Here is a 24,740-nt window from a genome sequence, read left to right as displayed (position 1 = left end):
TGGATAGCCTCGGCTTCAAGACCGCAAAGGCATTTAGCCTCAGAGTTAGGTTTAAGAGTCAGTGTAATAAGTGATGCTGTCTGGTGAGACTTTACTATTTTAAAGCCTTCCCAGAATGAAGATAGGAAAGTATGATTCGGCATGAAAACGGTAGTTTGTGTATGATTTTTGTTTGGCGACTAAACCATATCACTTACTACCGTTTTTGTTTTTAGTTCCCGCTAATCCGCGATGAACCATAAAAAAGCCCCGAACTGAGTTCGAGGCTTTTAATAACTAAATCAAATAGCAGTGAAATCTCTAAGAGATTATTCCCACTCGATAGTTGCTGGTGGCTTACCAGAAATATCGTAAACAACACGTGAAATGCCGTTAACTTCGTTGATAATACGGTTAGATACCTTACCTAGGAAGTCGTATGGTAGGTGTGCCCAGTGAGCAGTCATGAAGTCGATCGTTTCTACAGCACGTAGAGATACAACCCAATCGTACTTACGGCCATCGCCCATTACGCCAACTGAACGTACTGGTAGGAATACCGTGAATGCTTGAGATACTTTGTGGTAAAGGTCAGCAGCGTGAAGCTCTTCAATGAAGATAGCATCTGCGCGACGCAGTAGATCACAGTACTCTTTCTTAATTTCACCAAGAACACGAACACCTAGACCTGGACCCGGGAATGGGTGGCGGTAAAGCATGTTGTATGGAAGACCAAGTTCTAGACCGATCTTACGTACTTCATCTTTAAACAGCTCACGTAGAGGCTCAACAAGGCCCATTTCCATATCATCAGGAAGGCCACCAACGTTGTGGTGAGATTTGATTACGTGTGCTTTACCTGTCTTAGATGCAGCAGACTCGATTACGTCTGGGTAGATAGTACCTTGAGCAAGCCACTTAGCATTTGTCAGTTTCTTAGACTCTTCATCGAAGATATCTACGAATACGTGACCGATGATCTTACGCTTAGCTTCTGGTTCAGCTTCGCCTTTAAGCGCTTCTAGGAAACGATCTTCAGCGTCTACTTTGATGATGTTTAGGCCAAACTTGTTGCCGAACATATCCATAACTTGCTCAGCTTCGTTCAGACGAAGTAGGCCGTTATCTACGAATACACACGTTAGTTTGTCACCGATAGCGCGGTGAGCAAGCATTGCAACTACTGATGAATCAACACCACCAGAAAGACCAAGGATAACTTCGTCGTCACCTACTTGCTCTTTAATACGTGCAACTGCATCTTCAATGATTGAAGCTGAAGTCCACAGACCTTCACAACCACAAACGTTAAGAACGAAGTTCTCAAGCATTTTCAGGCCATTCTTAGTGTGTGTTACTTCTGGGTGGAATTGAACACCGAAGTATTTCTTCTCTTCGTTTGCCATTGCTGCGTATGGGCAAGTGTCTGTTTCAGCGATCTTTGTGAAATCAGATGGGATCTCAACCACTTTATCACCGTGGCTCATCCAAACATCTTGAGTAGACTCAAGGTCAGCGAACAGTGCTGATTCGCCAGTCACTTGTACCGCTGCGTAGCCGAACTCACGCTCAGTAGACGTTGCTACTTTACCGCCAAGTTGCTCAGCCATAGTTTGCATACCGTAGCAGATACCAAATACAGGTACACCTGAATCAAACACGTACTGAGGTGCGCGTGGAGAGTTCTCTTCCGTTACACTTTCAGGACCACCAGATAGGATGATACCGTCTGGATTGAATTCACGAATATCCGCTTCGTCTACGTCCCAGCTCCAAAGTTCACAGTAAACACCGATCTCACGAATACGACGAGCAACTAGCTGTGTGTATTGAGAACCGAAGTCTAGAATTAGAATACGTTGGTCATGAATATTTTTAGTCATTTTAAGCAGTCTTATTGGCTATGTGATCAAACGGAGGCGAGTTTACTCACCTCTGATTAACTCTTCAAGAAATAAAGCAAACGTTTTCGTTAGATATCTTTAACCTCGTGTTTTGAGAAAATCAGGCTTTCAGCAAAACAGACGGTAGATAAAATAATGTGCCGACTTAATCAGCACATTATTCAAACGTTTGGACGTATTATTAACCTAAACGGTAGTTAGGTGCTTCTTTAGTGATTTGAACATCGTGTACGTGAGATTCTTTCATGCCCGCACCAGAAATACGAACAAACTCAGCTTTAGTACGCATGTCTTCAATCGTCGCAGAACCAGTTAGGCCCATGCTTGAGCGTAGACCACCCATTTGTTGGTGAACGATCTCTTTTAGACGACCTTTGTATGCGATACGACCTTCAATACCTTCTGGAACAAGCTTGTCTGCAGCGTTGTCGGATTGGAAGTAACGGTCAGAAGAACCTTGAGACATAGCACCAAGAGAACCCATACCACGGTAAGACTTGTAAGAACGACCGTTGTAAAGGATAACCTCACCCGGTGCTTCTTCAGTACCTGCGAACATTGAACCAACCATCACACAAGATGCGCCAGCAACGATAGCTTTACAGATATCACCAGAGAAGCGGATACCGCCATCTGCGATTACTGGAATACCGTATTCGTTTGCAACTTCCGCTGCGTCTGCAATTGCTGTTACTTGAGGAACACCAACACCAGTAACGATACGAGTTGTACAGATAGAGCCAGGGCCGATACCAACTTTAACTGCACTTACACCCGCTTCGATCAGAGCACGAGCGCCAGCGCCAGTTGCTACGTTACCACCGATGATTTGTAGATCTGGGTATGCAGCGCGAGTTTCGCGGATACGGTTAAGTACGCCTTCAGAGTGACCGTGTGAAGAGTCGATAAGTAGAACGTCTACGCCAGCTTCAACAAGAGCAGCAACACGCTCTTCGTTACCAGCACCAGCACCAACAGCTGCACCTACACGTAGGCTGCCGCGCTCATCTTTACAAGCGTTTGGTTTACGCTCTGCTTTGTGGAAGTCTTTTGCAGTGATCATTCCTGTTAGTTGGAAGTCATCATTTACAACAAGTACTTTTTCAACACGTGCTTCGTGCATTTTCTCTTGAACTTCTTCGCGAGTTGCACCTTCTTTAACAGAAGCTAGACGCGATTTAGGCGTCATAACTACGTCAACTTTCTTAGAAAGGTCTGTTACAAAGCGAACGTCACGGCCAGTAATGATACCAACTAGCTCGTTTGTTTCAGTCACTACAGGGAAGCCAGCAAAACCGTGCTTCTCAGTCAGGGCAACAACGTCAGCAATCGTTGCGTCAGGGCTTACTGTTACAGGGTGAGAAACCACGCCTGCTTCGTAAATTTTAACCTGGCGAACCATTTCAGCTTGTTGCTCGATAGACATGTTCTTGTGGATAAAGCCAATGCCACCTTCTTGCGCGAGTGCGATAGCCAGACGAGCTTCCGTCACGGTATCCATCGACGCAGAAATCATAGGGATGTTCAGTGAAATGTTTTTAGTCAACTGAGTGCGAAGATCAGCTGTGTTTGGGAGAACAGTGGAGTGAGCTGGCACGAGTAGTACGTCATCGAATGTCAGCGCTTCTTTGGCAATTCTTAGCATTTGCAATATCTCACAATTGAGGAGTAGAAAGAAAAATCCGACTTCATCGTTTCGCATAATGAAGTGCTTTGGATTAGATATTGCGGAGGGATTATACGCACGGGGAAATCGCTTGGCTACACATTTTTGTATTTTTAATTTGCATTTACCCCCTTGATATGTATTATATTGCCGCTATCTTCCATACTCACGCCCTGTGAGATTCCAAGAAAGACCTTCCTTCAAGGAAAGATAGTGCTTCTATGACTAATCCAAACATCTTTACTGTTTCTCGCCTCAACTCAGAGGTTCGTCTCCTATTAGAAAACGAAATGGGAATAGTGTGGCTCGTTGGTGAAATCTCAAACTTCTCTGCACCTGTCTCTGGTCACTGGTACCTCACCCTTAAAGATTCCCGCGCTCAAGTTAAGTGTGCCATGTTTCGTGGCAATAACCGCCGAGTCACCTTTAAGCCTCAAAACGGCAATCAAGTATTAGTTAAAGCTCGCCTGTCTCTTTATGAGCCGCGTGGTGACTACCAACTGATCATCGAAAGCATGCAGCCAGAAGGTGATGGTAAACTTCAGCAAGAGTTTGAAAAGCTGAAGATGAACCTCGCCGCAGAAGGGCTGTTCGCTCAATCGAGTAAACAACCTCTTCCTGAGCACCCAAAGCGCGTTGGTGTTGTTACCTCTAAGACCGGTGCTGCTCTCTACGATATCTTGGACGTACTTAAACGTCGTGATCCTTCGTTACCGGTTGTGGTATACCCAACTATGGTGCAAGGCGAAGAAGCGGCGATTCAGATAGCTCAAGCGATTGGCCGTGCTAACGAACGCAATGAGTGTGATGTGTTAATCGTGGGCCGCGGCGGCGGTTCGTTAGAAGACCTATGGTGCTTCAACAACGAGATCGTTGCTCGCACTATTGCTGCAAGCCAAATCCCGATCATCAGCGCTGTTGGCCACGAAGTGGATGTCACTATTGCCGATTTCGTTGCCGATATGCGCGCTCCTACTCCATCAGCTGCGGCTGAATTGGTTAGCCGTGACAACAGTCATAAAGAGCAAGCTTTCGCTTCTAAACGTGCTCGCTTAGTGAGTGCGATTCGCCACGTATTAATCAAGCAAGCGCAATCGACTCAAGCACTGAAACACCGCTTAGAAAGACAGCACCCTAGCTACCAACTGCAAAAGCAGAGCCAGCAGCTGGATGATCTAGACATGCGTCTGCGTCGCGGAATGACTCAATACCTAAAGCAGCATGCACAGCGTGTCGAACGTAAACAGCATCAGCTTCAATTGAACTCGCCTGTTAAGCGTTTGGGTGAACAAAAACTGCATCTGCAGCGTTCAGAGCAAAAGCTATTAGATGCGATGGATAAAACACTGCTTACCACTCGCCACCAGCTTGCGATGGCTGCCGAGAAATTGGAGACCGTTAGCCCACTGGCAACCCTAAAGCGTGGCTACAGCATTACTCATTCAGCATCGAGCAAGACTGTGTCATCAATTAACGATGTCGAAGTCGGTGAAGTGATCACCACTCAGGTTGAAGATGGCGTGATTGAGTCGCAAGTGACCCAGAAAACGGCAAAAGCGTAAGCAGCTAATCTGCACTGTATTAGAAAGCCCTATCAGATTTGATAGGGCTTTTGCTTATGGGGGGAATAATCAGGAGCTACGAATAATTAGCTTGTCTTCTCTGGCTCTTTCAGAGTCAACATACCTTCGGTCACGATAAAATCGATGATGGTGTCTAGCCCTTTACTCTCTTTAAGATTGGTAAACACAAACGGCTTGGTTGGACGCATACGTTGCGTATCTTGCTCCATCACTTCTAGCGACGCGCCTACATAAGGTGCCAAATCGATCTTGTTAATCACCAACAGGTCCGAACGTGTAATACCTGGGCCACCTTTACGTGGGATCTTCTCCCCTTCCGCCACATCGATAACATAGATAGTCAGGTCAGCAAGCTCTGGGCTGAACGTCGCACTCAAATTATCGCCGCCACTTTCTACGAATACCACATCAAGGTTCTTATGCAGCTTTGCCAGCTCTTCAACTGCTGCAAGGTTCATCGACGCATCTTCACGAATCGCAGTGTGCGGGCAACCGCCCGTTTCCACACCGATAATACGGTCAGGTTCTAAAGCTTCAGCGCGGGTGAGGATCTTTGCATCTTCTTGGGTATAGATGTCATTGGTCACGACCGCGATATTAAGCTTGTCGCGAATTGCTTTACACAGCACCTCAAGCAGTGCGGTTTTACCTGAGCCAACCGGGCCACCGATACCAATTCGAAGGGGTTGCTTATAACTTTCCATAGTCTTGTTCCTTATGTTCTTTCTACTATCTCGTTCGCACTCAGCACTAGGAACGAAATAGTCTTGTGTATTGTGTTTCATGCAGCGAGCTCGCTAGTGCCATTGATGGCGAGAAGCTGCCCACCATCCAATCTTCCATCGTGCGTGCTTTTTCAATCACTTCAGGAAAGGTGTTGGTGATATTAATCAGTGCTAACTGTCCATCTGTCTGCCCTAAAGGCACCAGCTTGACGCCTGCAGTAACGATATTTTCAAGCCAGCTCCATAGATAACCCTGCTTGAGGCTTTCCAAATCAATGTTCCAATGTTGAGCCGCGATACACATTCCTAATAGCTGGTTTGGGTGGCTATCAATCGACTCCACTTCCGAAATATCGATCTCTAAGCGCTTTAGCAAGGTATTTAACGCCAGCCCACGCTGCTTTTCTTCTGCTCGTAATTCACTGGTTTCACGGCTTGAGTACAAGTAATTGCACCAATGCTCAATCTCATCGAGTTCACCTTTTTCTAGAGCATGATAAAGGCGCTCTAAGATGGGCAGTTCCAAAGTCGCAACACTGGAACTGACGATAGTATTTAGCCACTGCTCCATGCTGCTACGATCGGTCACCCACCCCGCTTCCACTGCTAGCTCTAAACCTTGTGAGTAGGTGAAACCACCGATAGGCAGCGATGGACTTATCAATTGAAATAGGCGATAGCTCGCGACATTCGCTGTTGCTTGCATGCTTATCTCCTTTTGAGCAATTTAAGCCGCCATCAAAAACAGCGCACTCAACGAAGCAACACCCACTGAAGCCCACTTGGAATACAATGCTTTACCAGCGAAATAGCCTGCGGCAATCAGACCAAATGCCGTGATACCCATACCCGCAGCGAACTGCGCGAGGCCAGATGCTGCTTCAACGCCGTGTGCGTAACCGTGGAAGAAAAGGAAGCCGATTGAAACCGCTATTACAGTATTAACCTTGGTGGTAGACGGAGAGAACACGTGCCATAAGCACAGGCTAACCGCGAACAGAGATGCGATGATTGCTGGCTCGACAACCACAGAGAAGCCCAACGCTTTACCGACTAATAGACCCGCCATAAGAGAGACAAGGCCACCACCGACTAAAGCGGATTTAACCTTATTTGAATAAGAGAGCGCACCAATTAGCATGCCAAATGCCACCAGCATAATAAGATGGTCAACGCCGGTAACAGGGTGCGTTAGACCAGAGAAAAATGAGTGAGAGCCGTGATCATGTCCTGGGTGAGCCAAAGCCAATGTTGGAGTTGTTAGAGAGCTAATAGTTAAGGTGCTTAAGCCTGCTGCTGTTTTAAAGTTCATCGCGTAATCCTTGCGTTATTGTTATTAATATCGTTGTTGTATCTATCAATAAATGAGTCTCAAATGACTCGATTAGTGATGGTGGTGATGACCGCCAGAGCGCCCACCATAAGCCCCACCTTCTGGTTCAAAAGGTTGTTTTTCAGTTGTTACTGTTGCACCCAAACCTTCAACCATTTCATCTAGAACATGGTCGTGTTGATAACGTACCCAGCCCGCCTCGACTTGCAGTGGCACATGTCGGTTACCAAGGTGGTAAGCAACACGAGTTAACAGATGCACATCATCGCAGTAAACCGTTGAGACGGTTTCCGGTGCTGCTTTGACTTCGACCGTTAAGCCACACTCACTAGTTAATTGCTCTCCGCCACGCAAAATATGACCACGTGGTAGAAACAGTCCTGCATCTCGACCGTCATCCAATGTCACCTTAAGGCGGCTTTTGATGCGACTATCGATCGGTAGGCTTAGAAAGCCATCTGGAGCCGTGTTCAACTCCGCTTGAATTTGAGTAAGTTCAATCATGCTATTACCTCAATCTCCTTGTGAGATGTATAACGTTCAAAATAAGAGCCCTCAGCCAAGAGCTAAAATAAGAGCCTTCTGCCGAGCTATTAAAATAGAAAGTATCGCTGAGCCATTGGCAGTTCTTCAGCCGGCTCACACGTCAGCAGTTCACCATCAGCGCGCACTTGATACGTCTGGGAGTCGACTTCAATCTTTGGCATCCAATCGTTCAGCTTCATGTCAGCCTTACTGATGTTTCGGCAGTTGCTGACTACACCAATCAGGCTCTTTAGTCCCAACTGCTTATCGATGTTCTGTGCTTTGGCTTCCTTGGAAACAAATAGCATCGATGTGTTCTGACACGCCTTGCCATAGCTACCAAACATTGAGCGGTAGTGAACGGGCTGAGGTGTTGGGATAGAGGCATTAGGATCGCCCATCGGTGCCATCGCGATCATGCCTCCTTTCAAAATCACACTTGGTTTCACACCAAAGAAAGCCGGTTTCCATAAAACAAGATCCGCCAGTTTGCCTTCTTCAATCGAACCAATTTCATGCGCCATACCGTGAGTAATGGCAGGGTTAATGGTGTACTTTGCAATGTAGCGACGCAGACGGAAGTTATCGCTGTAGTCGGAATCTTCTTTTAGGCTGCCACGCTGCACTTTCATCTTGTGTGCGGTTTGCCAAGTGCGAGTCACCACCTCGCCTACGCGCCCCATTGCTTGCGAGTCAGAGGCGATCATCGAAAAGGCACCTAAATCATGCAGAATGTCTTCGGCGGCAATGGTTTCACGGCGGATACGCGACTCAGCGAACGCGACATCTTCAGCAATAGACGGGGACAAGTGGTGACATACCATCAACATATCCAAGTGCTCATCAACTGTATTGACGGTGTAAGGGCGTGTCGGATTGGTAGAAGAAGGCAGAACGTTCGGCTCACCTGCAGCACGGATAATATCTGGAGCATGACCACCGCCCGCCCCTTCAGTGTGATAGGTATGAATCACGCGATCACCGATAGCGCCAAGTGTCGATTCAACAAAGCCTGACTCATTCAACGTGTCGGTGTGAATCGCAACTTGTACGTCCATCTCGTCAGCAACCCTCAAGCAAGTATCGATTGAAGCAGGTGTTGTTCCCCAGTCTTCGTGCAACTTCAAACCCACAGCACCCGCTGCCACTTGCTCACGCAATGCTTCCGGTTGGCTAGCGTTGCCTTTCCCAAGTAAACCAAAGTTCATTGGGAATTGGTCGAGCGACTCCAACATACGGTGCATGTTCCACGGGCCCGGTGTACAGGTCGTCGCATTGGTGCCTGTGTTTGGCCCAGTACCACCACCTATCATGGTAGTCACACCCGACGCCAGCGCCTCTTCAACCTGCTGTGGGCAGATAAAGTGAATGTGTGAATCAATACCGCCAGCAGTCAGGATCGAACCTTCACCTGCCAAAATTTCCGTGCCTGGGCCAATGACTATATCGACGCCCGGTTGAACGTCTGGGTTACCTGCTTTGCCTAAAGCTTGAACTCGGCCGTCTTTGATGGCGACATCGGCTTTTACTATGCCCCAATAGTCCAACACAATCGCGTTAGTGATCACCAAGTCAGGTGTTTCGGCACTTGGACGTTGGCTTTGCCCTTGTCCATCACGGATCACTTTACCGCCGCCAAACTTCACTTCATCACCGTATACGGTGTAATCCTTTTCAACTTCTAGCCATAAATCGGTGTCAGCAAGACGCACTCGGTCACCGACTGTAGGCCCAAACATTTCGGCATAAGCCTGTTTGGATATCGTCGCCATGATCAATCCTTTGTTGTTTTAATTCTTTCTATGGGAGCGCTTAGAGCTTGCCCATCACCTTTCCTTGGAAGCCATAAATCTCTAACTTACCTGCGTAACGCACTAACTCGACGCTACGTGATTGACCCGGTTCAAAACGAGTGGCAGTACCTGCAGGGATATTGAGTCGAAACCCTTTAGTGGCTTCTCGGTCAAAGATCAAAGAAGGGTTTGCTTCATAGAAATGGTAATGAGAGCCAATTTGCACAGGACGGTCGCCAATGTTTTGCACCTTAACCGACGTCGTGTCTCGGCCTTCATTTAAAGTAATGTTGCCCGGAGCGGTTTCGACTTGCCCGGGAACTAAGCCTGAATATTGTTTGGTGGAACTAGCCATACTACTTCTCCCTAAACGATAGGTTCATGAACGGTCACCAATTTGGTGCCATCGGGAAAAGTCGCTTCGACTTGTACATCTGGGATCATGGAAGGGATCCCCTCCATAACGTCATCGACGGTTAGCAGTGTGCGTCCAAAATCCATCAGTTCCGAAACGGTTTTACCCTCGCGGGCACCTTCTAGAATGGCGCTGCTGATCAGCGCAATAGATTCTGGATAGTTGAGTTTTAAGCCTTTTTGTTTGCGCTGCTGTGCCAGCATTCCTGCGCAGAAGATAAGTAGCTTATCCTTTTCTCTTGGTGTTAATTCCATTTAGCCGCCCGCTGTTAGTGTTGTTTTCTTATTGCTCAGAAACGCATGAGCAGTAAGTGGGATTCAGTCACAACAAGCTTGAAAAAATGTACCGAGGGCCGGAAGTCACTCTCGGTACAAATAGGGCTAATCGCTAAGTCGCCCAAATCCTTGGTAAATCAGGAGTCGTACCATACAAATGAGAGCGAGTTGCTTGCCATATCTGACCAAAGGCTTGGAGAATATCTTCACTCCAATTGCCCAAGGCTCGCACCACAATCAATCCTTCTATTTGTGTCGCGCCCAATATTAATGTGGGGTCACTCGACATTTTCGATGAGTCTGATTGCTGTGAAGCTTGCTGTGTAATAGATAACAGCAAGCTCTGTACCAACTCTAAATCTTGCTTCTCATTTGAGGTGAGATAAAAGGTTCCCATCATAGAATAGTCAAGTAACCCCATATTTATCATCAACTTATCGCCACCGTGAAAATTAAACCCTTCCGTAAGAAGCCGTTGATTATCAAGATAGATTTCCGTTTTACCGACGAGGTGACCATGCTCAAATCCCTCATTCTGTGCAGGCCGTCCAAAACAGTGCATCTCCCAACCCCAAAACTGTGCACTCTTTTCTAGGCGTATTTCAGTATCGAGTCGAACATGTGCATTGGGGAAAAAGATGTTCTCTTGTGGCATCCACTCCAAGCGAGCCCCTTTCTCCACATGTAAGGTTTGCTTCTGCTTGGCGTACTTGTTGTTGGAACGATAGAACTTGGTCGCACCGGGGGTGGTGATCAACGCATGAGCACCTTGCTCAAGGTTCACGTTAATATTGAGAGTGTCACCACCTACCACTCCGCCGGGGGGATGGAGTAAATAGGTGTGACACGTTTCCCCATCAGGATACAGGGGGCGTTGCACCGCAAGCGGGCCTGACTGCTGACGATTCTTTAATACGGTTTTATCACCACGATCGACAAAGGTGAGATTTAAACTCGCTTGCCAACCATCACGAATATCTTGTTCGATGGTCTCATTCAAAGATAAAACTTCAACTAAAGAAGCCTTGCTTACTTCATTTGGAGAAAAGAGAGAATTCATACGGTTAGGTACTCCTTAATCAAAGACTCATCGAGCCCTGTCATTTCACCTTCTGCCACCTGACGCCCACGGTCGAGAATACAAAAACGGTCACCGACCTTTCTTGCAAATGGTAGCTTCTGCTCCACAAGTAGAACCGTGAGTCCCATCTTCTCGTTAAGCATGCGAATGATGTCGCCAATCTCTTGCACAATATTGGGTTGAATACCTTCCGTCGGCTCATCCAAGATCAATAGCTTTGGGTTAACCACCAGCGCACGCCCAATCGCTAGCTGTTGCTGCTGCCCACCCGATAAATCACCACCGCGGCGATGCAGCATCTCTTTTAGTACCGGAAAAATATCGAAGATGAACTCAGGGATCTTGCGGTCTCCCTTCTCACGAATCGGTAAGCCGACCTCTAGATTTTCTTGCACAGTAAGCATTGGGAAGATCTGGCGACCTTGTGGCACATAACCGATCCCTTGGCGTGGACGATCTTCGGCATCGGTTTTCAAAAGAGACTCACCCGATAAGGAGATATCACCACTTTCAACCTTAACCAACCCCATAATGCATTGCAGCAAGGTGGTTTTACCGACACCGTTGCGCCCCATTAATACCGTGCATTTGCCCTCAGGGATCTGCATATCTAAGTCCCATAAGGTATGGCTCTCACCGTAATACTGATTAACTGATTTAACCTCTAACATCCTATTCTCCGAGATAAACTTGTTTAACTTCAGGGTGAGCCTGCACTTGATCCATGGTGCCTTCTGCCAACACGTGACCTTGATGAAGCACAGTGACATGGCTAGCAATCGAACGAACGAAATCCATATCGTGTTCAACCACAACCACTGAGTGCTTACCCGCCAGCGAGTTGAGCAGTTCAGAGGTGCGATCCATCTCTTGGTGAGTCATACCTGCAACGGGTTCATCCACCAGCAATAGCTTAGGATTTTGCATCAGCAACATACCGATCTCTAACCACTGCTTTTGTCCGTGAGACAGGTTACCCGCTAAGTTCGCCGCTTCGTCTTTGAGGTGAATAAGCTCAAGTACCGAGGTGAGTTTGTCTTTCTGCTCACCAGACATCACGGCAGTAAAAGTGGCCCACACAGAGCGATCGCCCGCCATTGCCAACTCTAGGTTCTGCCACACGGTTAGACATTCAATAACGGTTGGCTTTTGGAACTTACGCCCAACGCCTGCATTAGAAATTTCAGCTTCACTCATCTTGAGTAGATTAATGTTAGAGCCGAGCCATACCTCTCCAGTATCTGGTTTAGTTTTGCCGGTAATGATGTCCATCATGGTGGTTTTACCTGCGCCATTAGGGCCGATGATGCAGCGCAGCTCGCCCTCTTTGATATAAAGATTAAGGTCGTTTATCGCTTGGAAACCATCGAAGTTCTTATTCACCCCTTCCACATACAGCAGCACGTTATGACGGGTATCGATGGCGGGATGAATATCGGGCTTAAGGTAATCGAAGACTTCATCTCGACGAGTGAATGACTGAACCGATTCCTTCACGCTGTTGAACTTAGTCATGCGATCACCTCCTTAGTTTTATGCTGATCATCCTGATCTTGTCCTGCGTCTTTTGAATTCGATACTTTGCGTAGCTGTTGCCACTTCTCACTAACAAAGCCAATAACACCTTGTGGGAAGTACATGGTCGAAAGAACGAATAGACCACCGAGAGCAAATAACCACACCTCTGGGAACTCAACCGTAAACCAGCTCTTGGCGTAGTTGATGATCAGCGCACCGACAATGGCACCAAACAGAGTGGCACGGCCGCCCAATGCAACCCAAACCACAATCTCAATCGAGTTAAGCGGTGCAAACTCTCCTGGGTTGATAATGCCAACTTGAGGAACGTATAAAGCACCCGCAATACCTGCGATAACCGCAGACAGTACAAATACCCATAGCTTGATGCCATCGACGTCGTAACCCATAAAGCGAGTGCGAGACTCGGTATCACGAATCGCCAGTGCCACACGCCCCAATCGACTGGTCACTACCATGCGACAAACGATGTAACTGAGAATGAGCGAGATGCCAGTCGCGACAAACAGACCAATCTTGACCGCATCACTTTGTAAACTTAGGCCAATGATGTCTTTAAAGTCCGTAAGCCCGTTGTTGCCACCAAAGATCATCTCGTTGCGGAAGAACGCCAGCATCAAGGCATAGGTTAACGCTTGAGTCATGATCGAAAGGTAAACACCAGACACGCGAGAACGGAAAGCCAAATAACCGAACAAATAAGCCAATGCGCCCGGTACCAGCACCACCATCAGACAAGCGAACCAGAACTGATCAAAGCCCTGCCAAAACCACGGCAATGCTGACCAATCAAGGAACACCATGAAATCAGGCAGGATAGGATCACCATAAACTCCACGGTCACCAATCTGGCGCATTAAGTACATGCCCATGGCATAACCGCCAAGCGCGAAGAAAGCGCCGTGGCCTAGGCTCAGTATTCCGAGATAGCCCCACACCAGATCGAGCGCCAACGCCAACATTGCATAGCTCAGGTATTTGCCCATCAGTGAGATGGTGAAAGTCTCTATATGGAGCGGATGCCCACTCGGTAACATGGTGTTAGCCAGTGGGATAAGAATCACGGCCGCAAGAATGGCAAGGATGGTCAGTTGCCCACCTTTGTCACCACGCATCGCCGAAAGTACAAATGATTTAGACTGCATGATGTTGTCCTTAACCTTCAGCCGCACGACCACGCTGCGGGAACAATCCGCGTGGGCGTTTTTGAATAAATAGAAAGATGAAAACCAGTACTAGAATCTTGGCGAGTACTGCGCCAGCCCACGGTTCTAAGATCTTATTAAACAAACCAAGACTCAGACCTGCGACTAATGTTCCCCACAAGTTGCCAACTCCGCCGAACACCACCACCATGAAAGAATCGATGATGTACGCCTGTCCCATATTCGGGCCAACGTTCGTCAGTTGAGACAGTGCCACACCTGCAACACCCGCAACGCCAGAACCCAAACCAAAGGTCAGCGCATCAACACGTTCAGAACGTATCCCCATCGCGCGAGCCATGCCACGGTTTTGAGAAACGGCACGAACCTGTAAACCTAGCGGTGTCTTTTTCAGAACCATCAACAATCCCATAAACACCAAAGCACAAAACAAGATGATGTATAAGCGGTTGTAGGTCAGAGACAGCATTGGATTCAATTGCAGTGCGCCAGACATCCATTCAGGCGTGCTCACTGAGCGGTTCAATGGAGAGAAAATAGAGCGAACGGCTTGTTGCAAGATCAAGCTGATACCAAAGGTCGCGAGCAAGGTTTCAAGTGGGCGACCGTAAAGGTGGCGAATCACGCTGCGCTCAATCGCTATTCCCACTAATCCGGACACAATGAATGCAGCTGGAATGGAAAGTATCAGCGCTAAACCGATGTGATTCGGCATCAACAACTGCAATACATAGGTGGTGTACGCGCCAATCATTATCAGCTCGCCATGGGCCATGTTAATCACGCCCATTACACCAAAGGTGATCGCCAAACCAATACCCGCCAGCACTAATACCGAACCTAAACTCAAGCCGAAGAATACGGTCTCAACGCCCGAGTACAGTGCTTGGCTCTGTTGATAGCTATCAAGAGCACGCTCTGCCGCGGCCAATACTTTTGGATCTTGCTCGCTGTTGAGCAGTTGGTTTAGCGTCTTTAGCACGACGGATTGTTTGAAGTCGCCAACTCGTTCAATTGAAGCCAAACGAGCTTGTGTAGCAGCACTGCTATCCAGAGAAGTATAAATCGCGAGTGAGAGGTCCATGAGATCAGCGACCTTAGTCTCGGGCTCATTTGCTCTCAGCTCAGATAGGCGGTTAATGATATCTGCATCTTTAGTTCCCAATAGATCAGAGACCGCCTGATAACGCACATCTGGGTTACTACGGTTTAAGCCCATCGAAGCAATTTCGCCACGCAAGATACCGCGAAGCTTATTGTTCACGCGGACTTTTTTGAACAACTTAGCATTGTCGATGCTGAGACTTGATTCATCCCACACCGACTGAGCCTCGGTTGCTGTTTTTATACTTTGAATAAGGTAGAGCTGCTTATGCTGCTCGCTTTGCTTGTCATTAAAGTAATAAAGATTACCGTTTAACCAACCATCTAAAATAGGTTTCGACACGTCTTCCGTGTGTACTTCAATGACCCAATCGATAGCCAATTCTTTATCTGATGTTTTCTTACCAACTAGCGCCTTGGTAAAGCTAGCTTCATCTGTTATTCCAGCAAAAGCCAACTGAGCACTGACAGCCATAAGCAGCAGCGCCTTAAATACGTTCAATAGGTTTTTCATCCCTGCTTCCTTAATCCATCGAGCTAGATTTTGTTATTTTTGCTCAGTGAACATGTGGAGAATTATTGTTAGTTGAAACGATGAGCCTTCCGTTTGCTTCACCTCTTAAGCAGAGGCGCTCTTCCCAAAAAAGAAGGCTCAATATTCCTAAATTAACGCTCTAGTTACCGCCAGAACACTTTTTGGTTTCGACGTTAAACGCACCACATGAGAATGGCTTCGACCAGCTAGAGAACAGTTTTGCCGATTCAGGTAAGTAGCTCGACCAAGCGTCACCCGCAACGAGACCTGTGCTTTCCCAGACGATATCGAATTGGCCATCGTCTTGGATCTCACCGATCAGGACTGGTTTAGTGATGTGGTGGTTTGGCAGCATGGTTGAGTAGCCGCCAGAAAGGTTAGGAACAGACACACCAATCAAGGCATCTTGTACAGATTCAGGATCGGTTGTACCCGCGTTGGTTACCGCTTGCGCCCACATGTTGAAGCCAACATAGTGCGCTTCCATTGGATCATTGGTGACACGCTTTTCACTCTTGATGAACGACTGCCACGTTTCAACGAACTCTTCATTGGCTTCAGTATCAACACTCATGAAGTAGTTCCAAGCCGCTAGGTGACCAACCAGTGGTTCGGTGTCCATGCCTGACAGTTCTTCTTCACCAACCGAGAATGCGATAACTGGGATGTCTTCAGATGAAATGCCTTGAGCGCCTAGCTCTTTGTAAAAAGGGACGTTCGCATCGCCGTTCACCGTAGAAACCACAGCGGTTTTCTTGCCCGCTTCACCGAACTTCTTGATGTCTGAAACGATAGATTGCCAATCAGAGTGACCAAATGGCGTGTAGTTGATCATGATGTCTTCTTCTTCGACACCTTTATCTTTTAGGTAGGCTTCAAGGATCTTGTTGGTGGTGCGTGGGTAAACGTAATCCGTGCCTGCTAGTACCCAACGCTCAACTTCCAGCTCTTCCATTAAGTAATCCACGGCAGGAATCGCTTGTTGATTTGGCGCGGCACCGGTGTAGAAAACGTTTTTAGAAGACTCTTCTCCTTCATATTGCACTGGGTAGAAAAGAATACTGTTGAGCTCTTCAAAGACCGGCAGCATGGATTTACGTGATACCGATGTCCAACCGCCGAACACCACATCCACTTTCTCTTTTTCGATAAGCTCACGCGCTTTCTCAGCAAATAGAGGCCAGTTTGATGCAGGGTCAACAACTACAGGCTCAAGCTTTTTACCTAGCAAGCCGCCCTTTTTGTTCTGCTCTTCGATGAGCATTAACACGGTATCTTTCAGTGTGGTTTCACTGATCGCCATGGTGCCGGATAGTGAATGTAGAACGCCGACCTTTATAGTCTCGTCAGCCGCAAACAGCGATGCAGAAGAAAATGAAAGTGTTGTACACAGTGCAGCTAGCGATAAATTGAACACCTTGTTCATGATAGTACTCCATAATTGTATTTTTGTTATTCAATTACAGAGTTACAAGAAGAGTGCCAAACTCAATTAGTAACCCTTAAAAACATAAGTGATTGTATTAAATGGATTTAAAAATAGACCACACCAATAGCGTGCATAGCAACCATGTCACTATGTTTCATACTGGTGCAGTGACAATAAGAATGAACCAAGATGATACATAACCCTAGAGTGGGCACAAAAAAGCCCAATACATAGGTATTGGGCTTCTTAATGAAAGCTATGGTTACGATACTTACTGTTATCACTTTCAAGCTAGTCCGCAGCTTGGAACTCGAACTTTACTCTCGACTTAGATTTAAGCTCGTTACAGTCACCATTACAAAAATAACTCGCGGCACCACAAGCTTGAAGTTTTTCTAACTGACTGCTGCATTCTGGGCAAAATCCTACTTTGGTAAAATGTGCCTGACAATTTTCACAGTGGTATTGTCCGTCCCAACCAAGCTCTGATTGACACTTGGGGCAGATATTTTCACTCATTAGTATTTCCTAATTCACGATTCTTTTTACAATCTACTACTGCTTGGATTTCGCTTGTTTGATTTGGTACATGTTCTTATCAGCTTGTGCGATCAACTTATCTAACCCTTGTGGATCTTTTTCACAAGCAAGGCCAACACTCACTGAGAACTGCACATCATTAATATAAAGTGCTTGTTGTAGTGTTTGTTCTAGTCGGTGATAAAAACTAACAACGCTATCTTTGTCATCAAAACAAGAGAACACCACAAATTCATCACCACCATAACGGCCTATCTTGGCACACGCTGTCGTAGCATCATCGAGCACTCTAGCAACCGCCAATAGCACGTCATCACCAAAGCTGTGACCGTAGGTGTCGTTGATTGATTTGAATTTATCGACATCGACAAATAGGCACGCCATCACCTTCTGTGCAAAGCAGCGTTTGGCCAAGACCTTTTCAGCTTCATTGAACAAGGCACGACGATTCAAACAGTGGGTAAGAGAATCACGATTAGCGAAAAAGTTAAGTTGGTTTTCCAGCTCGTACTTTTCTAATGCTACCGAATATAGAGATGCGAGCAGCTCTAAGATCTCCAGCTCGAATTCATGTGGCTCGGAAACATATTGGCTGTATATAGCGAAAGTACCTAGTACGTGCCCGTTTGAAGAAAGAATTGGCACAGACCAGCACGCATGAAGGTTAGCTTGGTTTGTTAACGCCAAGAAAGGTGCCCAGTTAGGGTGGGTATTGATGTCTGAAATCATCACTGCTTTTTTAAGTGCAGCAGCCTCACCACACGAACCAATTCCAACACCTATACCAACGCCCTCTATCTGTTGATTATAGAAATCAGGCAAATTTGGAGCATATTCGAGATGCAAAGTCTGAGACTCAGCGTTGAGCAGTAAAATTGAAGCCATACGCTGACCAAAAAGCTGCTCTGTGAGCTCTATGATCTTGCGGTTTAAGTCTTTGCGATCCATCCCAAGGGCAAGCTTCCGAAGCAACCTATTGACTGCTCGGTGGCCTTCTAATAAAAATTGTTGTTCCATTCACTAAAGCTTTCTATTGTTTAATCGGGTACAGCCTGTTCTTATGCAAGCTTGTTATTGGTTAATAATAACACACTTAATTACCACGACACACAATCGAAGATCATAGGTTGATCTTTCGCTTTATCTATTTTGATCAGCGATCTACCCCAAAAAGAATATTTATATCACCACACACCGAAAGCATAAGTTACATGTGCTGCATTTCAATTTTAAACAGTCAATTATATTGAAAGTGACAACCAAAAACATAATAAGCAGCACAAGTCATTTCGATCTGTTACTCAAATCATCGAATTACATGCGTCAGCATTTCAATGTTTTGGTCATCTAACTGGGTTAACTTAACGGACAGCGCACCAAATTCTGCGGTATTCCCAATGTGTGTACCACCACAAGGAATGGTCACCTGAGTATCAGCGTCAAGCTGCCACTCCCAGTAACGAGAGTCTGTTAACGCCTCGCCCTCTAACCTCATCGTAACCGTCGTTGGTTGTGCTAACCAAACAGAGATCAGCTCATTAACATCAGCTTCAATGACCTCAAGGTTCGCTAGCATATCTGCCACATTAAGGCCGCGCTTCTTCAAGGTTTTACCCAAGCGATAAGTGTCTTTACATTGTTCAGGCGTTACAAAGCTGGTTACTTGGGCGTAGCTATTAAAGTCATAGCTGCCCAGTGGATCTTTGCGGTCTGCATCTTTACGCCAATAGCTGTCAGCTAAGACCTTATTCAACGCTAAGAAGGCGACGTGTCCCGCGCTATGGCCACGGCTAAGGCTTGCTTGATACTCTTTATCAACCGACAGCAATACCTGCTCGTTAATACTTATCGTAGAAGCAGATGCAGATAGCTGATGGACCACCACAAATACCCAACCCTCTGTATCTCGCTTAACAGGGATATCTGCTGCTACATAAAGTTTTCCAGTAGATTGCTCTATCGCGCCCACTAGACAATCATCAACGGTATATTGCACGCCACCAAGGTTAACGGTGCCTTTATCCGCTGGGTGATCTGGCCAAATATGGCTAACAGGGTGAAAAGGAGTCACATCTGTGATCAAGTAGGTTTTGTTCTCATCACTTTCAACATGCAGAACCTTTGCCTCAAGCTGCCAAGTCTGGTGGCAGAACTGGGTGATGGTCGGTGTGTTTGCTGCTGGTGTAATCAAATCGCTCATTGTCATGTCGTTCTTCTTTTGGAATCTAGTCTATGTCTCTTACTGATAATTCCTCGCAAGGTGCGGTTATCAGATAACGTAAATTTTGCTTAAAAAAATACCCGAGACAGGCTCGGGTATCAAATCTATTCAAAAGGACTATTTACGTCCTTTAACCATGCTCATCATACGCTTACGTTTGCGCTCTTGAGAGATAGTTAGCTTGTTCGTCTTAGCTTCAAATGGGTTTTCGCTGTTCTGGAATTGAATGCGAATTGGCGTACCCATAATTTCTAGTGAACGACGGTAGTAGTTCATCAGGAATCGCTTGTATGAATCTGGCAAGTCACGGACTTGGTTACCGTGGATAACGATAATTGGTGGGTTATAACCACCCGCGTGCGCGTATTTCAGTTTCACACGACGGCCACGAACCATAGGTGGTTGGTGATCATCAGTCGCCATCTTCATGATACGGGTTAGAACAGACGTACCAACTCGTGTTGTCGCAGACTTGTAAGCCTCTTGAACTGATTCAAACAAGTGACCAACACCAGTACCGTGAAGTGCAGAGATAAAGTGAATACGTGCGAAATCAACGAAACCTAAACGACGGTCTAGCTCTTTCTTAACGCGTTCTTTCACGTCGTTATCTAGGCCATCCCACTTGTTTACTGCGATCACGATTGAACGACCAGCGTTCAATGCAAAGCCTAGTAAGCTCAAGTCTTGATCTGAGATGTTCTCACGAGCATCAATCACAAGTAGAACAACGTTCGCATCTTCAACCGCTTTCAACGTTTTAACAACCGAGAATTTTTCTACGGTCTCGTTGATGTTTTTACGACGACGTACACCCGCAGTATCGATCAGAACGTATTCACGCTCATCACGGCTCATTGGGATGTAGATAGAGTCACGAGTAGTACCAGGCATATCGTAAACAACCACACGCTCTTCACCTAAGATACGGTTAGTTAGCGTTGATTTACCTACGTTTGGACGACCAATAATAGCAAGCTTGATTGGCTGATCTTGCAGACGCTTGAACTCTTGTTCCGCTTCTTCTTCAGTGAAATCAACCTGCTCAGCTTCTTCGTCTTCAAATTCTGTTAGATCGCTAATTTCACCCTGCTCAGCTTTAAGTGCTTCAGCAAATGGGTTTAGAGCAAGATCAATCAGTGCTGTAACACCACGACCGTGCGCTGCAGCGATTTGGTACATGTCTTCTACACCTAGCTGCCAGAAGTCAGCACTTGCTGCATCAGGGTCAATACCATCAACCTTGTTTACTACAAGCATCGAAGGCTTTTCTAGTTGGCGAAGGTGCTTCGCGATAGCAACGTCAGATGGTGTTAGACCAGCACGGCCATCTACCATGAACAGTACAACATCAGCTTCGTCGATCGCTGCTAATGATTGCTCTGCCATTTTAGTTTCAACACCTTCTTCGGTACCGTCGATACCACCAGTGTCGATAACAATAAATTCATGCTCACCAAGTTGAGCATGGCCATATTTACGGTCACGCGTTAAGCCAGGGAAATCCGCAACCAATGCATCACGAGTTCGAGTCAATCGGTTAAACAACGTAGATTTACCCACGTTCGGACGCCCTACTAGAGCAACAACAGGTACCATAACAACCTCTACAATTTCTTCTCTTAATGTAGTTATAGGTAAGCACTTGTTCGCAAGTTTAAACTCTTACCTATAACCACATGGTTTATTAATTTTTAACAACAAAACGGCCCCTGGCTGTTACCAACCAGGAGCCGACTGTGAATTATATCACGCTTTTATTGGCTAATCGTCAGTTTCTTTACATCGCCGTTGCGAGTCGTCACTAAGTAGCCTTCAGGCAGTTCAATTGGCGCTACAGCAAAGCCGCTGTCATCAACCAACTGCTGAGCAACAAACTCACCCGTGGAACGATCTAACCAGTGTAGATAACCTTCTGTATCACCCACCACAACGTATCCGTTAATGATAGCAGGTGCTGTCAGCAAGCGGTTTTCTAGTAATGGAGTGCTCCACAGTTCAGTACCGCTACGAGCATCAACCGCAACCACATGATCCTTATCTGTTACTAGGAACAAACGGCTGCCGTCACTTGCTAAATCAATCGCTGACGAGTAGTTACGTTTCCAAACTGGCTTACCAGAGCGTAGATCAATAGCAATCAACTGACCATTAATGCCAACTGTGTACAAGGTACCACCCAGTACAACTGGCGATGCATCCACATCAACCAAGCGATCGATTTCCGTCGCGCCCTTTGGTGTACCAACAGGTTGTTGCCAAATTAACTGACCGCGCTCAACAATAGCTGCTGCTAGACGACCATTTGCCGTACCCCAGAACACACCACCAGAAACCGCAACAGGAGCACTGTCGCCACGTAGCGTCAGGCTTGGAACTTCAGTACTGATTGTCCACTTCTGTTCACCGGTCTCTTGGTCTAGCGCGAGCATCATACCGCGGCTAGTGTGAACCAAGACCATGTTGTTGTCAGTGGCAGGAGATGCTAGCACCTCACCGTTTACCGATACACGCCACAGCTCTTCACCAGTCGATTCATCCAGTGCGATTACTTCACCGTTTTCAGAACCAACAAACACTTTGCCGTAAGCTGCAGTTAAGCCACCAGACAAACGAGCCAGTACATCTTTCTCAAGGTCTGTTTTCCACAGCTCTTTACCCGTTTCAGGATCCAGCGCTTTAACCAGACCTTCACGGCTTGCAACAAACACTTTGTCGTAAGCCAGCTCAGGCGTCAATTTTGAAAAGTAGTGACCAACACCATCACCAACCGAGGTAGACCATTCCTGTTTAGGAGTGAACTCGCTGTTTACCGTTGGTACTGGCGCCATGATTACGGTGTCTTCTTCACCCGCACAGCCAGCTAGTAGGCCAAGAGCAATCGCACACAACGCCGCTTTTGGAAACATCTTCTTCATTCAAAGCGCCTTATTTAGCTAGGTCGTCAAGTTTGATTTGAAGCGTTTGGCTCGCATCAACAGCTTGCTGTGCTTCTGTGTAAGCACTGTATGCTGCGTCTGTGTCGCCTTTACGAAGTGAGATATCACCACGTAGTTCAGCCACGCGGCCTTTCCAAGATTCGTCCGTTACTGCTGCAAGATCAGACAAAGCAGCATCAAATTCACCTTGCTCAGCTTTGATACGAGCAACACGGTAAGTCAGTAGTGGCGAAAGTGCCGCATCCTTAGTTGCCGCTTTTGCCCACTCTAGCTGTTCAAGTGCTGCAGATAATTCACCCGCTTGTACTTGTACTTTTGCTAGCTGCATCGCTGCAAGTACTGAGTATTCAGCATCTTTGTTTGCGTCGATAAAAGCTTGAATATCAGATTGAGCATCAACGCCTTTTGCATCTAAAGCAGAGATTACTGTCGTGTAGCTTTCTGAAGCAGCTTCACGCGCCTCAACTACTGAATCTTGGTAGTAGCGCCAACCGAATAGACCGCCTAAACCAATAACCGCTCCGAAGATTACGGCTTTACCGTTCTCTTTCCACCAATCTTTAATGGCTTCAACCTGCTGCTCTTCGCTATCGTAAAGTTCCACTTCCTGTCCTCTTTAATTCTTTAAACGCCAGCATCGTGCTGACGTTAATATTCGTTATGAGCGTTTGCTCTAAGGCTAATTAGATTAGCGCAGCTACTTTTGCAGCAACGTCTGCTTGGGCAACAACTTCTTGTTCACCACCAACCAGATCTTTCAATACCACAGTGTTGTCTGCTACTTCGTTTTCACCCAGTACCAGAGCAACTACAGCACCTACTTTGTCTGCACGTTTGAATTGCTTCTTGAAGCTACCACCACCGAAGTGGCTCATTACACGTACACCTTCAACGGTATCACGTAATTGATTCGCTAATTGCATGCCCGCGATCATAGTGCCTTCGCCAGCCGCAACCATGTAAACATCAACACTGCGGCGAACTTCTGTAAGCTCTAGCGTTTCCATCATTAGGACTAGACGCTCTAGGCCCATTGCGAAACCAACAGCTGGTGTTGCTTTACCGCCAAGTTGCTCAACAAGACCGTCGTAACGACCGCCGCCACATACGGTACCTTGAGCACCTAGGCTTTCAGTGATCCACTCAAACACTGTGCGGTTGTAGTAGTCCAAACCACGTACTAGACGCTCGTTAACTTGGTATTCGATACCAACGGCATCAAGAAGTTCACACAAACCAGCAAAATGTTGCTTCGACTCTTCACCTAAGTATTCAGAAAGTCGAGGTGCGTCACCTAAGATAGCTTGAACGTCTGGGTTCTTAGTATCTAGTACACGAAGTGGGTTTGTGTGCATGCGACGTTTGCAATCTTCGTCTAGCACATCAATGTGTTGTTCAAGGAAAGCAACAAGTGCTGTACGGTAGTTCGCGCGATCTTCAGTAGAACCGATTGAGTTCAGCTCTAGACGAACGTGCTTGTCGATGCCTAGCTCACGCCATAGACGCGCCGTCATCATGATAAGTTCTGCGTCAACGTCTGGACCGTCTAGGCCAAACACTTCCACACCACATTGGTGGAATTGACGGTAGCGACCTTTTTGAGGGCGCTCGTGACGGAACATTGGCCCCATGTACCATAGGCGCTGTTCATCACGGTTAATAAGGCTGTTTTGGATGCATGAACGTACACAACCCGCTGTGCCCTCTGGACGTAGCGTTAGGCTATCGCCGTTACGGTCATCAAAGGTGTACATCTCTTTTGAAACAACGTCTGTCTCTTCACCCACTGCGCGGCTAAATAGGTTTGTTTCTTCAACGATAGGCATACGCACTTCGTTGTAACCGTGTGCACTCACCACGTTCTTCACTGCGTTTTCTACTTTCTGCCACAGTGGTGATTGAGTCGGTAGGCAGTCGTTCATGCCTCGGATTGCTTGGATATTTTTAGCCACAATATTTATTCCGTAATTTCTCACGACCAGGTGTTG

At 46.8% G+C, this 24,740-nt stretch carries 23 protein-coding genes; 1 reads left to right on the top strand and 22 read right to left on the bottom strand.

Features of this window, described 5'->3' with window-relative positions; translation table 11 throughout:
* Nucleotides 1-308: 308 nt before the first annotated feature.
* Nucleotides 309-1,862, bottom strand: a complete 1,554-nt coding sequence (guaA, locus tag L1D55_RS16295) for a glutamine-hydrolyzing GMP synthase (RefSeq protein WP_239833194.1) — start codon at nucleotides 1,860-1,862, stop codon at nucleotides 309-311.
* A 202-nt stretch (nucleotides 1,863-2,064) separates the two neighbouring features.
* Nucleotides 2,065-3,528, bottom strand: a complete 1,464-nt coding sequence (gene guaB / locus L1D55_RS16290; RefSeq protein ID WP_061033280.1) for an IMP dehydrogenase — start codon at nucleotides 3,526-3,528, stop codon at nucleotides 2,065-2,067.
* A gap of 242 nt (nucleotides 3,529-3,770) precedes the next feature.
* On the opposite strand from guaB, the gene xseA reads away from it, so the two are divergent.
* Nucleotides 3,771-5,111, top strand: coding sequence for an exodeoxyribonuclease VII large subunit (xseA, locus tag L1D55_RS16285; protein WP_239918135.1), 1,341 nt, complete (start codon nucleotides 3,771-3,773; stop codon nucleotides 5,109-5,111).
* A gap of 86 nt (nucleotides 5,112-5,197) precedes the next feature.
* Here xseA and ureG read toward each other — a convergent pair whose 3' ends face one another.
* The 20 genes from ureG to hisS all read right to left on the bottom strand — a co-directional run bounded on the left by ureG (nucleotide 5,198) and on the right by hisS (nucleotide 24,704).
* Complete coding sequence (ureG, locus tag L1D55_RS16280) at nucleotides 5,198-5,836, bottom strand: urease accessory protein UreG (RefSeq protein WP_008222792.1); 639 nt, start codon at nucleotides 5,834-5,836, stop codon at nucleotides 5,198-5,200.
* Between the two features lie 46 nt (nucleotides 5,837-5,882).
* Nucleotides 5,883-6,563, bottom strand: a complete 681-nt coding sequence (locus L1D55_RS16275; RefSeq protein WP_171367596.1) for an urease accessory UreF family protein — start codon at nucleotides 6,561-6,563, stop codon at nucleotides 5,883-5,885.
* A gap of 21 nt (nucleotides 6,564-6,584) precedes the next feature.
* Nucleotides 6,585-7,169 (bottom strand): HupE/UreJ family protein, encoded by a 585-nt coding sequence (locus L1D55_RS16270; protein ID WP_239918134.1) that lies wholly within the window; start codon nucleotides 7,167-7,169, stop codon nucleotides 6,585-6,587.
* 72 nt (nucleotides 7,170-7,241) lie between these two features.
* Nucleotides 7,242-7,694, bottom strand: a complete 453-nt coding sequence (ureE, locus tag L1D55_RS16265) for an urease accessory protein UreE (RefSeq protein ID WP_239918133.1) — start codon at nucleotides 7,692-7,694, stop codon at nucleotides 7,242-7,244.
* A gap of 89 nt (nucleotides 7,695-7,783) precedes the next feature.
* Nucleotides 7,784-9,487 (bottom strand): urease subunit alpha, encoded by a 1,704-nt coding sequence (ureC, locus tag L1D55_RS16260; protein WP_239918132.1) that lies wholly within the window; start codon nucleotides 9,485-9,487, stop codon nucleotides 7,784-7,786.
* Between the two features lie 40 nt (nucleotides 9,488-9,527).
* Nucleotides 9,528-9,863, bottom strand: a complete 336-nt coding sequence (locus tag L1D55_RS16255; RefSeq protein ID WP_102478563.1) for an urease subunit beta — start codon at nucleotides 9,861-9,863, stop codon at nucleotides 9,528-9,530.
* 11 nt (nucleotides 9,864-9,874) lie between these two features.
* The gene (gene ureA, locus L1D55_RS16250; RefSeq protein WP_004735119.1) at nucleotides 9,875-10,177 is read right to left on the bottom strand and encodes an urease subunit gamma; all 303 of its coding nucleotides are present in this window, start codon (nucleotides 10,175-10,177) and stop codon (nucleotides 9,875-9,877) included.
* Nucleotides 10,178-10,310: 133 nt separating this feature from the next.
* Nucleotides 10,311-11,258 (bottom strand): urease accessory protein UreD, encoded by a 948-nt coding sequence (locus tag L1D55_RS16245; RefSeq protein WP_239918131.1) that lies wholly within the window; start codon nucleotides 11,256-11,258, stop codon nucleotides 10,311-10,313.
* On the bottom strand, nucleotides 11,255-11,950 hold the full coding sequence (gene urtE, locus L1D55_RS16240) for an urea ABC transporter ATP-binding subunit UrtE (protein ID WP_061033288.1): 696 nt from the start codon (nucleotides 11,948-11,950) through the stop codon (nucleotides 11,255-11,257). Before urtE ends, L1D55_RS16245 begins: the two co-directional genes overlap by 4 nt.
* Nucleotide 11,951: 1 nt before the next feature.
* Entirely contained in the window at nucleotides 11,952-12,794 is an 843-nt protein-coding gene (gene urtD, locus L1D55_RS16235) for an urea ABC transporter ATP-binding protein UrtD (RefSeq protein WP_239918130.1), read from the bottom strand.
* Nucleotides 12,791-13,963 carry an urea ABC transporter permease subunit UrtC gene (gene urtC, locus L1D55_RS16230; RefSeq protein WP_239918129.1) on the bottom strand — a complete coding sequence of 391 codons (1,173 nt, stop codon included), beginning with the start codon at nucleotides 13,961-13,963 and terminating at the stop codon, nucleotides 12,791-12,793. The genes urtD and urtC overlap by 4 nt, the downstream gene beginning before the upstream one ends.
* Before the next feature lie 10 nt (nucleotides 13,964-13,973).
* Nucleotides 13,974-15,602, bottom strand: a complete 1,629-nt coding sequence (gene urtB / locus L1D55_RS16225) for an urea ABC transporter permease subunit UrtB (RefSeq protein WP_239918128.1) — start codon at nucleotides 15,600-15,602, stop codon at nucleotides 13,974-13,976.
* 160 nt (nucleotides 15,603-15,762) lie between these two features.
* Nucleotides 15,763-17,049, bottom strand: coding sequence for an urea ABC transporter substrate-binding protein (urtA, locus tag L1D55_RS16220; RefSeq protein ID WP_239918127.1), 1,287 nt, complete (start codon nucleotides 17,047-17,049; stop codon nucleotides 15,763-15,765).
* A gap of 294 nt (nucleotides 17,050-17,343) precedes the next feature.
* Nucleotides 17,344-17,571 (bottom strand): zinc ribbon domain-containing protein, encoded by a 228-nt coding sequence (locus L1D55_RS16215; RefSeq protein ID WP_239918126.1) that lies wholly within the window; start codon nucleotides 17,569-17,571, stop codon nucleotides 17,344-17,346.
* 36 nt (nucleotides 17,572-17,607) lie between these two features.
* Nucleotides 17,608-18,609, bottom strand: coding sequence for a sensor domain-containing diguanylate cyclase (locus L1D55_RS16210; RefSeq protein WP_239918125.1), 1,002 nt, complete (start codon nucleotides 18,607-18,609; stop codon nucleotides 17,608-17,610).
* A gap of 289 nt (nucleotides 18,610-18,898) precedes the next feature.
* Nucleotides 18,899-19,798 carry an alanyl-tRNA editing protein gene (locus L1D55_RS16205; RefSeq protein ID WP_239918124.1) on the bottom strand — a complete coding sequence of 300 codons (900 nt, stop codon included), beginning with the start codon at nucleotides 19,796-19,798 and terminating at the stop codon, nucleotides 18,899-18,901.
* Nucleotides 19,799-19,930: 132 nt separating this feature from the next.
* The gene (gene der, locus L1D55_RS16200; protein ID WP_004740325.1) at nucleotides 19,931-21,412 is read right to left on the bottom strand and encodes a ribosome biogenesis GTPase Der; all 1,482 of its coding nucleotides are present in this window, start codon (nucleotides 21,410-21,412) and stop codon (nucleotides 19,931-19,933) included.
* A 158-nt stretch (nucleotides 21,413-21,570) separates the two neighbouring features.
* Nucleotides 21,571-22,731 (bottom strand): outer membrane protein assembly factor BamB, encoded by a 1,161-nt coding sequence (gene bamB / locus L1D55_RS16195; RefSeq protein ID WP_004740326.1) that lies wholly within the window; start codon nucleotides 22,729-22,731, stop codon nucleotides 21,571-21,573.
* Nucleotides 22,732-22,741: 10 nt separating this feature from the next.
* Nucleotides 22,742-23,356, bottom strand: a complete 615-nt coding sequence (locus L1D55_RS16190) for a YfgM family protein (RefSeq protein WP_008222763.1) — start codon at nucleotides 23,354-23,356, stop codon at nucleotides 22,742-22,744.
* Between the two features lie 79 nt (nucleotides 23,357-23,435).
* A complete protein-coding gene (hisS, locus tag L1D55_RS16185) occupies nucleotides 23,436-24,704 on the bottom strand; it encodes a histidine--tRNA ligase (protein ID WP_063522634.1) in 1,269 nt (422 codons plus the stop codon).
* Nucleotides 24,705-24,740 lie beyond the last annotated feature (36 nt).

This window comes from Vibrio sp. Isolate22, assembly GCF_022398115.1.
Lineage (GTDB): Bacteria > Pseudomonadota > Gammaproteobacteria > Enterobacterales > Vibrionaceae > Vibrio.
Note: the sequence above shows the minus strand (reverse complement) of the source record. Positions and strands in the feature narration are given on the sequence as shown.

Bases quoted from the DNA above. Each gene is read 5' to 3' on its own strand.
- guaA (WP_239833194.1), bottom strand. From the start codon at position 1,862: ATGACTAAAAATATTCATGACCAACGTATTCTAATTCTAGACTTCGGT.
- guaB (WP_061033280.1), bottom strand. From the start codon at position 3,528: ATGCTAAGAATTGCCAAAGAAGCGCTGACATTCGATGACGTACTACTC.
- xseA (WP_239918135.1), top strand. From the start codon at position 3,771: ATGACTAATCCAAACATCTTTACTGTTTCTCGCCTCAACTCAGAGGTT.
- ureG (WP_008222792.1), bottom strand. From the start codon at position 5,836: ATGGAAAGTTATAAGCAACCCCTTCGAATTGGTATCGGTGGCCCGGTT.
- L1D55_RS16275 (WP_171367596.1), bottom strand. From the start codon at position 6,563: ATGCAAGCAACAGCGAATGTCGCGAGCTATCGCCTATTTCAATTGATA.
- L1D55_RS16270 (WP_239918134.1), bottom strand. From the start codon at position 7,169: ATGAACTTTAAAACAGCAGCAGGCTTAAGCACCTTAACTATTAGCTCT.
- ureE (WP_239918133.1), bottom strand. From the start codon at position 7,694: ATGATTGAACTTACTCAAATTCAAGCGGAGTTGAACACGGCTCCAGAT.
- ureC (WP_239918132.1), bottom strand. From the start codon at position 9,487: ATGGCGACGATATCCAAACAGGCTTATGCCGAAATGTTTGGGCCTACA.
- L1D55_RS16255 (WP_102478563.1), bottom strand. From the start codon at position 9,863: ATGGCTAGTTCCACCAAACAATATTCAGGCTTAGTTCCCGGGCAAGTC.
- ureA (WP_004735119.1), bottom strand. From the start codon at position 10,177: ATGGAATTAACACCAAGAGAAAAGGATAAGCTACTTATCTTCTGCGCA.
- L1D55_RS16245 (WP_239918131.1), bottom strand. From the start codon at position 11,258: ATGAATTCTCTCTTTTCTCCAAATGAAGTAAGCAAGGCTTCTTTAGTT.
- urtE (WP_061033288.1), bottom strand. From the start codon at position 11,950: ATGTTAGAGGTTAAATCAGTTAATCAGTATTACGGTGAGAGCCATACC.
- urtD (WP_239918130.1), bottom strand. From the start codon at position 12,794: ATGACTAAGTTCAACAGCGTGAAGGAATCGGTTCAGTCATTCACTCGT.
- urtC (WP_239918129.1), bottom strand. From the start codon at position 13,963: ATGCAGTCTAAATCATTTGTACTTTCGGCGATGCGTGGTGACAAAGGT.
- urtB (WP_239918128.1), bottom strand. From the start codon at position 15,602: ATGAAAAACCTATTGAACGTATTTAAGGCGCTGCTGCTTATGGCTGTC.
- urtA (WP_239918127.1), bottom strand. From the start codon at position 17,049: ATGAACAAGGTGTTCAATTTATCGCTAGCTGCACTGTGTACAACACTT.
- L1D55_RS16215 (WP_239918126.1), bottom strand. From the start codon at position 17,571: ATGAGTGAAAATATCTGCCCCAAGTGTCAATCAGAGCTTGGTTGGGAC.
- L1D55_RS16210 (WP_239918125.1), bottom strand. From the start codon at position 18,609: ATGGAACAACAATTTTTATTAGAAGGCCACCGAGCAGTCAATAGGTTG.
- L1D55_RS16205 (WP_239918124.1), bottom strand. From the start codon at position 19,798: ATGACAATGAGCGATTTGATTACACCAGCAGCAAACACACCGACCATC.
- der (WP_004740325.1), bottom strand. From the start codon at position 21,412: ATGGTACCTGTTGTTGCTCTAGTAGGGCGTCCGAACGTGGGTAAATCT.
- bamB (WP_004740326.1), bottom strand. From the start codon at position 22,731: ATGAAGAAGATGTTTCCAAAAGCGGCGTTGTGTGCGATTGCTCTTGGC.